Below are 9,353 nucleotides of genomic sequence, written 5' to 3' on the forward strand. Positions count from 1 at the left end.
AAGTCGAAATTGGAAAGGTTATCGGTGTAATCGCCCCATAGGTGCGCGGCGATCGACTGGCGCGACAGCACCCTGTTCTTGTTGACCATAAAATACATCAGCAAATCGAATTCCTTGCGCGTCATGTCCAGCATGGTGCCGTTGACCCAGGCTTCGAAGGTATCTATGTTGAGGGTGATTTCGTTGAAAGCGATGATGTTGCTGCCGTTGAGCTTCTTCCGCCTGTAGATGGCGCGGAGGCGGGCGTTGAGCTCCGGCATGTGGAAGGGCTTCGTCAGGTAGTCGTCTGCCCCTTCTTCCAGCCCGATGATCTTGTCGTCCAGGGAATTTTTGGCGGACAGGATGAGGACCGGGCTATGCACCTGTTCCTTGCGCATAAACCGGAGGATTTCCAAACCGTTGCCGTCGGGCAGCATGATATCGAGCAGCACGCAGTCGTACTGGAAGGAAATCAGCTTGTCGAGCGCGTCGCGCATATTATAGCTTACTTCGCAGATATACCCCTCCCTGGCCAGGAACGCCGAAATGCTGCTGGCCAGCTCCACGTTGTCTTCTATCAGCAAGACTTTCATAATCCGGCAAAATTACGCACAAATTTGAAGCAATTTTGAAGCGAACCCTTTACCCCGGCGCGCTGTTATCCCTAAACGGCTAACTGCCTGACAGCCAATATCCATTTAAAACTGGCACGGCTTTAGCGTTCATTTGGCCGTTTTTAAAATCTTCCTTATGAAACCATATGTTTTATTATTCCCTGTAATGGCCCTGCTGGCCGCCTGCGCGGGCGGCGGGGAGAAGAAAGCCGAAGCCGAAGCTGCGGAAGCCTCCCGGATCTCGGCGATCAGCACCTATGTCTCCAGCATCGACCAAAAAACGGCTACCAACAAGATGATGGCCGCCCACAACTTCGTGAACGGCGATAATTCCGCCGGACTTATCGGTTTATATTCCGGGAAAGACACGCCCATCCGGTTCTATATCTTCCCCGAAGGCCCTCCGGGCGATTCCAGCATCGAAACCTGGTTTTACCTCGATACGGTGACCGTGCAGGTGAAAATGCTCCGCGAAGTGATCACCACGCCGAAAGGCGTCACCGAAAACACGTTCTATTTCGACCAGGATACGCTCCTGGGCGCCGAAAGCCGCTCCGCGGCCGACCTTCCCGCCCTGGAATCCGCCGCCATCACGCCATATGATTCCCCCTTCGGCAAAACCGACTACCGTTTTAACGCCGCCGAAGTGAACCAGCTGGTGCAGCGGGCAGACGCCGCGCTGAAGATCGACCGGAAAGACCTCAGCCCCAAAGCCAACGAAATGCGCCAGCAGGGCGCCTCGCATTGGGCGGTGGGCAACGAGCCCGGCTGGTGGCTGGCGGTAATCCCGCATAAAAAGATCATCTACACCGGCAATTATGGTGAAAATGTGATCGAATTCCCGGCCGCCGACGCGCAAAAAGGCGATAACGACGCCACCATTTTCACCTCGAAATCCGGCAACCACACCCTCACGGCTAAATTCGACAACGTCGTTTGCACCGACGACGGCGACAAAAAGCACCCTTTTACCGTAACCATCACGGTTGACGGGAAAACTTTCCGCGGTTGCGGCGAACCGCTTTACTGATAACAGTTCGGGAATGTGACCATAAAAAAAGGGCGCCCCTTTGCGGAGGCGTCCTTTTATTATTCCGGGGAACGGATTATTTGTTAGCGGTGGCATTTACCTTCTTCCAGCCTTCCAGACCGGCTCGCAGCCAATCCGCGTATTTCTGGATATCGGGTTCGTAAGCCACGGGCCAGGTCAGCAGCTGCTCGTCGGGCGTAATGAGCACGTACAGGGGCTGCGACTGGTTGATGAAGTTCACCCGCTGGAAAGTAGCCCAGTGGTCGCCTACGGTCACGATCTTTTTGGACCAGCCTTCGGCGTGCGTGTATTTGAACTGCTCTTCTTCGGGGAGCTTCTTGCGGTCGTCGGTGTACAGCGATACGAGCACGAAGTTGTCCTGGATGAGCGCGTGTACTTCAGGATCGGTCCAAACGTTTTCTTCCATGTTGCGGCAGTTTACGCAGGCCCATCCGGTGAAGTCGATCATTACGGGCTTGTTTTTCTCTTTGGCCAGCGCCAGCGCCTTGAAGTAATCGTTCATCACATCGGGCTCCACGGCACCATTTTCATGGGCGTTGTTGCCGTACCAGCTGTAAGACATGGGAGGCGCGAAACCGCTCATCAGTTTGATGCGGGAATATTTGGTATTGGTGATGCCGGGGATGAGGTACAAGGTAAACGCGGCGAACAGGATACCGAAGAAGATGCGGACTTTTCCAAGTTTCTTGATCGGGCTGTCGTGCGGGAATCTGATCACCCCGAAGAGGTAGAGCGTGGTGAGCAGGCCGATGATGATCCAGATGAGGAAGAACGTTTCGCGGTGGAGGATGCCCCAGTGCATAACGAGGTCGGCATTGGAGAGGAACTTCACGGCGAGGGCCAGTTCGATGAAACCGAGCACTACTTTCACGGAGGTGAGCCAGCCGCCGGATTTGGGCAGCGAGTTGAGCCAGTTCGGGAACAGCGCGAACAGTGCGAACGGCAGGCCGAGGGACACGCCGAAACCGGCGAGGCCGGCGGTCAGCATCCAGGCGCCGTTGGTGCTTCCGGCGGAGCCGGCGCTGGCGAGCAGCGTACCGAGGATCGGGCCGGTGCAGCTGAAGGATACTACTACCAGGGTGAGCGCCATGAAGAAAATACCGATGATGCTGCTTTTATCGGCTTTGGAATCGGTTTTGCTGGCGAGGCTGCTGGGCAGGGTGATCTCGAAAAGGCCGAAGAACGACAGTGCGAACACTACGAAAACGGCGAAGAATATCACGTTCAGCCACACGTTGGTGCTGATATTATTGAAAATAGCAGGATCGGCGGAGCTGAGCAGATGGAAAGGCAGGCTCACGGCGAGGTAAATAAGGAAAATAAAGAAACCGTAAGTCACCGCGCTGGTGATGCCTTTCTTCTTGTCCTGCGCGGATTTGGTGAAAAACGAAACCGTCAGCGGGATCATGGGGAATACGCAGGGCGTAACCAATGCGAGCAGGCCGCCGATAACACCGAAAATGAAGATGAGCCAGGGGCTGGAATTGCCTTCCTTGCCGATGTCGCCCACTTTCATCACGGGGTTCTTGAGGTCCACGGCTTTGCGGTCGATCCTTTCTGCGATGGCCGCGTCGGCTTTGAGGCCGCCTTCTTCACCGGCCAGGTTGCCGGCTGCGTCCGCCACGAAGGTGAAGGGCGCTTCTTCCGGGAGGATTTCTTCGCCTTTGAGCACGTAGTAGATAACGTTGCCACGGAGATTTTTGATGGAATCGGAGTTGTATTTGATGGTGGCGGTTACTTCGGCTTCATTCTCGAAGTATTTGATTTCCATGTTGTCGAGCAGGGGCTCTGCGGCGCTTTGGGGCGCTGCGGCGTCCGCGAGGGCCAGGATTTTGGCGCGGGAGTCGCTGAGGCTGTCGAAAACGATGCGGGTATTGGGGTCATCGTCGCCCATGGAGGCGGCCATGAGTTTCCAACCCTGGTCTATTTTAGCTTTGAATTTCAGGATAAATTCCCCCTGCCCCTTCTTCTCCGCGGAGAATTCCCATTTGGCGTGAACTGGAGCGGCTTCCGGTTCCTGGGCTACGGCAGAGGCGCCGAAAAGCAGCAGGAAAGCGGAAATCAACGATACGATATACTTCATATGTATGATAGACTTAACAGAATGTATTAATGCATAATGCAAAAACGAGTTCTTTCGGGTTGAAAGAACTCGTTCCTATGAAAATGTGTTGAAATCCGGATTATTTACCACCCACGTTCACGGCGAATTCCACTTCAGTCGGCGGAAGGCACTGATGATCGTCGCAAACCATAAATTCCACGGAGCCTTTCACTTTGGTCACAGCTTTACCTTTTACGGTTACTTTCTGGATAAAGGAAACGGAGTTTTCGTAGTATTTCAGTTCGGAATTGAAGTTCTTGTCGAACGCTTTGTGCAGTTTACCGGATTCGGTCACTTTGCCTTTGGGCGTAACGAGCGGGTTCTTCGCGAACTTGAAGGAGGTGGGAACCGGTCCTTCACCGGCTTCCTGGGCATAGAGGTGCCAGCCGCCGTCGATCGTGGCTTTGGCGATCACTTCGTATTCAGTGGCGCTCACTTTTTTGGACGTGAACTCCCATTTAACGGGGTCTTGCGCAAAGGCCAGGGCCGGCAGCGCGAAGAGCATGATGGCTACGAGCAGTTTTTTCATAATTCTTTCTTTAATTGGTTGGTTTGATGGTTATTGACCAGGCCTTGTACCTAGTTATTGTTTATAAGGCTTTGGAAGATCAGCTGGCCGTCGCGGTTGCCCAGCACTTCGCTGGTGGCCCGCTCGGGGTGCGGCATCATTCCGAAAACATTTCTTTCTTTATTACAGATCCCCGCGATGTTGCGGATGGCGCCGTTCGGATTAGCAGAATCAACAATGTTGCCAAACTCATCGCAATAACGGAAAATCACCTGGTTATTTGCAAACAGCTCGTCCAGCGTAGCCTCGTCCGCATAGTAACGCCCTTCGCCATGCGCCACCGGGATCATCAGCGGGCGGCCAGTTACTTCCTTCGTGAGTGAAGCTGTGGTATTCTCGCTCTTGATGAACACGTTCTTGCAAACGAATTGCTGGTTCTCGTTCTTCAGCAAAGCGCCCGGAAGCAAACCCGCCTCGCACAAAATCTGGAAGCCGTTACATACGCCGATCACACGGCCGCCTTTGTTCGCAAACTCCACCACGCTCTGCATCATGGGGCTGAACTTGGCAATCGCACCGCAACGCAGGTAGTCGCCATAGGAAAAACCACCAGGGATCAAAATGCAGTCTTCCGTAGTAAACATGCTCAAATCCCTGTCTTTGTGCCAAAGGCTGATCACTTCCTGGTTCAGATCCGTACGCAGCGCGTCGATCATATCTTGGTCGCAATTAGAACCGGGAAACGTAACAACTCCGAATTTCATTTATTTATTTGTTTGAATATTTCTCAAGGAAAGAACAAAATTACTGACCATTGGGGAATTTACAATCACCACTCATCAGATTTATGATTCCACTAACAACCTCCCCTTCTACCCCTTAATGGCTAAAGTATTGCATAATAATAACATATGCGATCACCAGCATGTGTATTGCATTGGCAACCGTATTGTTGGTTACCGACCAGAAGACGTTCGCCGCAAATAACGACACCGGCATCACCGCCAGCACCCAATACGCCGCCGAAAAGTGACCGCTGAACAACGGCAGCAACATCGCCACCAAAGCATAAATCACCACCGTAGCCCATATCTTCCGCCCCTGGATCAGCATCTTCTTGAACGTCCGCTGCAATAACAGCCACCCCACCACAAAAAACAACATCCCCCCGATCAACGCCCCCCAGACCTTATAATCCGTGATCACCGGCAAATTCGCCCGGATATTGACCAGCTCCGATATCATATCCCACCGGTTGGTCAGGAACAACCAGGTGCCCAACAGGTAAAACGGGCAAATAATCCCCATCAAACCGATAATCCACTCCGCCAGCCTGAACGCCCGCATAATCAGCAGGCTCAGGAACAGCAAAGCCACAAACAAAACAGCCGGGAAATAGAAAAGCCCGCAAACACCCAGCGCAAACCCGATGTTGAACGACACATCCCGCGCCGAATTACGCATATACAGGTCCGTTATGCTCGAAAAGATCCACAACATCACGGTATTTACGATCAAAGCCGGAGAAAACACGTTCCAGCTCTCCAATAGGGAAGTCAATAACAGGAAACACATCGCCGGCAGGTAGTTGTCTTTCGCAAACAGCCGGTGATTGTTCACAATGCGCGTCAGCAGCAGTGCCTGGACAAATAACAGCATCAGCGCCAGGAACGTGAAAAAGAAAGGGCTCGGCCCCACCATTCCCTCCAACCAGCCCACCAACAGCTTATACATCAACCCTTCCGACCCGTCTGCCAGGTACGGCGACGGATGGAGCAGGTAGAAAAACTTGATGAACAACATGTACAGGAACAGCAGCAAAACCGTCAGCGGGTTGCCCGATCTGAAAAACTTTATCACGATGCAAAGGTGGGGTTAAAAGTCAATTTTTGCAAAGCAAATATAATTCCTGTAAATACAGGGCACGAGCACCGTCCGGCCGCTGATTTGCTTGCCGTAACGGGGCATCCAGGTAAACCCTTTGTCCAGGTTCCGCAGCGTGGGCTTACGGCTTACCTTGCCGTCGGGGCCCATGGTATTCTCCGTCAGCACATACTGCCGGCGCTCCAGCTCGTTGAACAGGAACCGCAGCTCGCTGCCCACGTTCACCAGCATGTAGCTCAGGTACAGATCGGCGCCATCGTCGAACTGGCTCTTATGCACGAAGTTGCTGAACGTCAGGTCTCCCTTGTCATCGAACGCCAGCACGGCGATGTTATCGTAGTGAAACCGCGTGCCCTGGCCGTCGTTCCAGCCGTAGGGATTGTAATAATACGGGCTGTAGGGCGAGTAGTAATAAGGATAATATCCGCCATAACCGCCGTACATGTAGTTCCAGCGGTTCCAGGGCTGGCTGCGGGAAGTCGTATAGTAAGATTCCGCCGTCAGCATAAAACCGCCGTTGGAAGTATTCACGATCTTGCGGATGAAATAATCATTGAAAGCCGCATTGGTGGAGGCGTCGCCCTTCGCTTTCTGCTTCAGTTCGGGGGTAAACGCCACTTCTTTTTCAAACAACCGCTGGTTACTGGTGTAGTCCAGCCGCAGGAGGTACATCCCTTCCACATTCCCGCGCTTCTGCTTGTAGAAGAAAGCCGTTACCAGGGCCTGTTTGTCCTGGTTATCGAGCTTGAGCTTCACTTCGTCCAGCAGCAAATCCTTTTTTTCGAAAGGATACGTCTCAAAACCGTCTGTGGTCGCCCGTTTTATGATCACGCTGCCATTCACGATGTAATCTCTCCCGGATCCCCTTTCCAGCTTGGTGAAAAACAGGTCGCCGTCGTTGTTGAGGTTGAAGTTATTGAGGAACTGCTTCTTGCCTGCCATGGGGAGGCTGACGCGGCTGTTGTTGATGAGGTTGAAGGAACTGTCGTACAGGAAAGTGTAGAACACGTTATTGTCTTCCTTGTCCTGGTTGATTTTATAAATGAGGATGCGGTTCTTGTCTTCGGAAGTTTCTACGGAGTAGATTTTATTTTCCTTTGAATAGAAGCCGATGCGGGTGGAATCGATCATGATGGGTGCTTCCATGAACTGCCCTTTCCCGTTGACGCGCCCTACGAAGCTGTACACCGCGTCTTTCCGCTGGAACTGGTAGATCATGTACGAGAATTCGGGGTAAGACACGAAGTCGACGCTGATCAGCTTTTTGGGAAGGAAGTCGAGCTTCACGCGGTCGAGCAGCTGCATGCCGTTGTCGTACACCGAAATATTGTATTCGCCGCGGTCGGCTTTATATACGAGGATGTTTCCGGAAACCCTGCCTACGATTTCGAACTCGGTGGTTTTGTAATCATCCCTTTCCGGTTCGGAGTAGGTGATTTTCTGGGCCATGGCAAGGGAAGCGCAGAGCATCAGCGCGATAAACGGGAGGATATGACGAAGGCGCATGGGCATAAGTTTAAGGTAATCTACAGGATAAACGCCTGATACGGCGGTTTTAGCATAGATCCGGTTCAAACCTACATGAAAAATATCTTATTGCCAAGTAGCAGGAACAGGCCGGAATTTATTGTGTAAATTTACGGAGGATCAATTGGCTTTTCAACATGATGGACACGGTTTTGATTACAGGCGGCACCGGCCTGGTAGGCAGGGCTCTTACGGACTTCCTCCTCGAACGGGGATATCGCGTCATCGTCTACACGCGGAAGATGCGTTCTCCCCACCACCCTAACCTCCGATACGCACTCTGGGACCCCGCCGCCCAAACCCTCGATGCAGCCGCCCTGCAGGAAGCCGACCAGATCATCCATCTCGCGGGCGCCAATGTGGCCGACAAGCGGTGGACCGCCTCCCGCAAGCAGGAAATCCTCGACAGCCGCGTTCAATCCGCCCAGCTCCTGTTCGACCAGCTCTCCCAAACTAAAAATAAGGTCAGGACTTTCGTAAGCGCCTCCGCCACAGGGTTCTATGGCGAATTCCAGGGGAAGAACTTCACCGAAACCGACCCTCCGGCCAACGATTACCTGGGCAAAACCTGCGTGGCCTGGGAAAACAGCGTCCGCCAGATGGAATCCCTCGGCAAAAAAGTCATCATCCTCCGCACCGGCATCGTCCTGTCCAACAAAGGCGGCGCCCTCAGGGAATTTATCAAGCCCGTCCGCCTCGGCTTCGCCACCGTCATGGGCAGCGGCCAGCAATTCATTTCCTGGATCCACCTCCACGACCTTATCCGCCTGTACCATAACGCCCTGGCCAACGACCAGCTCAGCGGCACCTACAACGCCGTGGCGCCCTTCCCCGTCACCAACCAGGAACTCGTGACCCAGCTGGCCCGCGCCGTCAAAGGCAAAGGCTTCGTTACGGTGCACGTTCCCGCCTTCGCCCTCAAACTGGCGATGGGCGAAATGAGCGTGGAAGTCCTCAAAAGCGTGAAAGCCTCTTCCGCCAAAATCCAGTCTACCGGCTTCCAGTTCTCCTACCCGCGCATCTCAGACGCGCTGGCGCAACTGGTCACCTCGGGCGACTAACACCCTCAGATACCAAGGGCCTGGCGCAGGGCGCGGGCTTTCAGGAGGCATTCCTCCCACTCTTTTTCCGGGTTGCTGTAAAAGGTAATGGCTGAACCTGTCTGGAAGGATATGTAATGTTTTTCAGCATTGTACAGGATGCTGCGGATCACCACATTGAAGTCGAAATCGCCTTCGGGCGTGATGTACCCCACTGCGCCGGAGAACAGTCCTCTCCGCGTTCTTTCATATTGTTCGATCAGCTGCATCACTTTCACTTTGGGCGCCCCGGTCATGGAGCCCATGGGGAAGGCGTTGCGGATGGCGTCGGTGAAATGGAAGGCGGGGTCGAGGGTGGCGGAAACGGTGCTGATCATGTGGTGCACCTGCGGGAAGCTGTAGATGCCGAAGAGCTCCGAGACCTTCACGCTGCCGCGCACGGCGGTGCGGGATAGGTCGTTGCGGACGAGGTCCACCACCATCACGTTTTCCGATTGTTCTTTGGGGCTGTTTCGCAGCGCCTGCAGCAGGGCTTCGTCTTCCGCGGGGTCAGCGGCGCGGCGGATGGTGCCTTTGATAGGCTGGGAAATGAGCTGGTTTCCTTCTTTACGGAGGAACCGTTCGGGGCTGGAGCAGGACAGGTAGC

General features: G+C 53.8%; 9 protein-coding genes. 2 read left to right on the top strand and 7 right to left on the bottom strand.

Going from position 1 to position 9,353, the window contains the following annotated elements; all coding sequences use genetic code 11:
- The coding region (locus Q0510_RS14500; protein WP_298713125.1) for a response regulator transcription factor at positions 1-572 on the bottom strand (572 nt) is incomplete at its 3' end.
- Positions 573-729: 157 nt separating this feature from the next.
- On the opposite strand from Q0510_RS14500, the gene Q0510_RS14505 reads away from it, so the two are divergent.
- The gene (locus Q0510_RS14505; RefSeq protein WP_298713128.1) at positions 730-1,623 is read left to right on the top strand and encodes a hypothetical protein; all 894 of its coding nucleotides are present in this window, start codon (positions 730-732) and stop codon (positions 1,621-1,623) included.
- A gap of 76 nt (positions 1,624-1,699) precedes the next feature.
- On the opposite strand, the gene Q0510_RS14510 is transcribed toward Q0510_RS14505, so the two are convergent.
- The 5 genes from Q0510_RS14510 to Q0510_RS14530 all read right to left on the bottom strand — a co-directional run bounded on the left by Q0510_RS14510 (position 1,700) and on the right by Q0510_RS14530 (position 7,646).
- A complete protein-coding gene (locus tag Q0510_RS14510) occupies positions 1,700-3,727 on the bottom strand; it encodes a cytochrome c biogenesis protein CcdA (RefSeq protein ID WP_298713131.1) in 2,028 nt (675 codons plus the stop codon).
- A gap of 100 nt (positions 3,728-3,827) precedes the next feature.
- Positions 3,828-4,277 (bottom strand): protein-disulfide reductase DsbD domain-containing protein, encoded by a 450-nt coding sequence (locus tag Q0510_RS14515; RefSeq protein ID WP_298713134.1) that lies wholly within the window; start codon positions 4,275-4,277, stop codon positions 3,828-3,830.
- Between the two features lie 50 nt (positions 4,278-4,327).
- Positions 4,328-5,020 (bottom strand): phosphoribosylformylglycinamidine synthase subunit PurQ, encoded by a 693-nt coding sequence (gene purQ / locus Q0510_RS14520; protein WP_298713137.1) that lies wholly within the window; start codon positions 5,018-5,020, stop codon positions 4,328-4,330.
- A gap of 115 nt (positions 5,021-5,135) precedes the next feature.
- On the bottom strand, positions 5,136-6,116 hold the full coding sequence (locus Q0510_RS14525; protein ID WP_298713140.1) for a hypothetical protein: 981 nt from the start codon (positions 6,114-6,116) through the stop codon (positions 5,136-5,138).
- Positions 6,117-6,131: 15 nt separating this feature from the next.
- Positions 6,132-7,646, bottom strand: a complete 1,515-nt coding sequence (locus tag Q0510_RS14530; protein WP_298713143.1) for a hypothetical protein — start codon at positions 7,644-7,646, stop codon at positions 6,132-6,134.
- Between the two features lie 158 nt (positions 7,647-7,804).
- Here Q0510_RS14530 and Q0510_RS14535 point away from each other — a divergent pair, with 158 nt between their 5' ends.
- Positions 7,805-8,728, top strand: coding sequence for a TIGR01777 family oxidoreductase (locus Q0510_RS14535; RefSeq protein ID WP_298713146.1), 924 nt, complete (start codon positions 7,805-7,807; stop codon positions 8,726-8,728).
- A 5-nt stretch (positions 8,729-8,733) separates the two neighbouring features.
- On the opposite strand, the gene Q0510_RS14540 is transcribed toward Q0510_RS14535, so the two are convergent.
- Positions 8,734-9,353: anthranilate synthase component I family protein (locus tag Q0510_RS14540; RefSeq protein WP_298713149.1), on the bottom strand; the 620-nt coding region annotated here is incomplete at its 5' end.

This window comes from uncultured Chitinophaga sp. (assembly GCF_937874145.1).
Classification (GTDB): Bacteria; Bacteroidota; Bacteroidia; order Chitinophagales; family Chitinophagaceae; genus Chitinophaga.